Consider the following 1,709-nt stretch of genomic DNA (forward strand, 5'->3'; position numbering starts at 1 on the left):
TGGAGAATCTGCTTATCCAGGCTTAGGTCGGCTACCAACTTCTTGAGTTGACTGTTTTCTTCCTCTAATTGACGTAAACGCCGGAGTTCTGTAATCCCCAAACCTCCGAATTTCTTCTTCCAATTGTAGAAAGTGGCCTCACTTATACCCATCTTACGACAAACTTCTTCGACTTTCACTCCTGTCTCAGACTGTTTCAATGCAAAAATAATCTGACTCTCTGTAAATCTGCTCTTTTTCATTAGACTTTTCTTTATTTAAATTTAATTATTTCTCGAAAAATCTCTACTTTTAATTGTTCCAGTTTTTTGGGAGAAGGTCACATTGATTATGTAATCAAGAAAAATGGAGAGCCCATTCTTATTATAGAATGTAAGCATTGGAAGGAAAAGGCGGATGCGCATAATTCCCAACTGCACCGGTATTACCATGTTTCCAAAGCCCGGTTTGGCGTGCTCACCAATGGCCATACCTATAATTTTTATGCAGATTTAGAGAAGCCGAATATCATGGATGAAAAGCCGTTTTATACTTTGGATCTTGCCAATCTTAAAGATTCCAGCCTAAAGATTCTGGAGAACTTTACCAAAAATGGTTACAATTTAGAAGGCATCTTAGATTCGGCGGAAGCCCTGAAATATATCAAAGCCATACAAAATGAGTTTGAAAAAGAACTGATTGAGCCATCGGATGAAATGGTAAAGCTACTTGTTGGCAAATTCTTTGATAAGCCTATGACTGCTGCACGACTGGTAACCTTCAAGGAATATACCAAGCGTGCATTTTCGAATTCTATTAATGAATCCATTACTGACTGAAAGTAAAATCGACATAGGAGTCTGGAGCGTTAAGAAAATTAAGCCTGTGAGCGTTAAAAAAATTCTACTGTCCGAAGTGCGAGACAAATAATGTTTATTCACCAAAAAAATGATTTCGCACAAGTTTTAGAATTTTTAGTGAACAGGGTTCATTTTTAGCGGAAGAATCCAAGTCTTGATCTTTTGGTTCTTTTGCATCAAGGCAAAAGAACTAAAAACCTTTCCCAAAAGTTCGGCGACCAGAGGAAAGCGCATGATTTAAAGAAAGTTTAATAAAACCTATAAACAATATGACAGTATTCCTTTATGAAACTGACCATTCTAACTGTTAACCACACCACGACCTTAAACTTTTAGCGTTAAGCAAATTGAAAAGGGTAGGCCGCAGAAAAAAAGTTTTATGTCCGAAGCGCGGCCGTAATAGTGATCAACACACCTACAGTGAATCCGCGCAAGTTTAAACTTTTCAGCGCGGGCTCAATTTGTAGCGTAAAAGTTTTAAGTCTTGATCTTTTGGTTCGTTTTGTATCAAGACAAAATGAACGAATAAAAATAAAAATAAAAATAAAAAAAGCACCTTCCTAAGGTTCGGCGACCCGGGAAAGCGCATGGTTTAAAGAAAGTTTAATGAAACCCAGAACAATGAAAAATGCCTTCATAAAATGATGATGCATACAGAAATAACAACACCGACTGCGAGTAAAAAACGACCTAAAAACTTTTAGCGTTAAGCAAATTGAAAAGGATAGGCCACTAAAAAAAGTTTTATGTCCGAAGCGCGGCTGCAATAGTGATTAACAGACCAATAGCCAATCCGCGCAAGTTTTAAACTTTTCAGCGTTGGCTCAATTTGTAGCGTTTAAAAGTTTTAAGTCTTGATTTTTTGGTTCG

At 37.2% G+C, this 1,709-nt stretch carries 2 protein-coding genes; one reads left to right on the plus strand and one right to left on the minus strand.

The window, feature by feature from the left end; translation table 11 throughout:
- Positions 1-242: transposase (locus H561_RS0120205; RefSeq protein WP_027388611.1), on the minus strand; the 242-nt coding region annotated here is incomplete at its 3' end.
- 66 nt (positions 243-308) lie between these two features.
- Here H561_RS0120205 and H561_RS23000 point away from each other — a divergent pair.
- A complete protein-coding gene (locus tag H561_RS23000; protein WP_228372319.1) occupies positions 309-818 on the plus strand; it encodes a type I restriction endonuclease in 510 nt (169 codons plus the stop codon).
- Positions 819-1,709 lie beyond the last annotated feature (891 nt).

Origin of the sequence: Chryseobacterium gregarium DSM 19109, assembly GCF_000430845.1 — a bacterium.
GTDB classification, from domain to species: domain Bacteria; phylum Bacteroidota; class Bacteroidia; order Flavobacteriales; family Weeksellaceae; genus Chryseobacterium; species Chryseobacterium gregarium.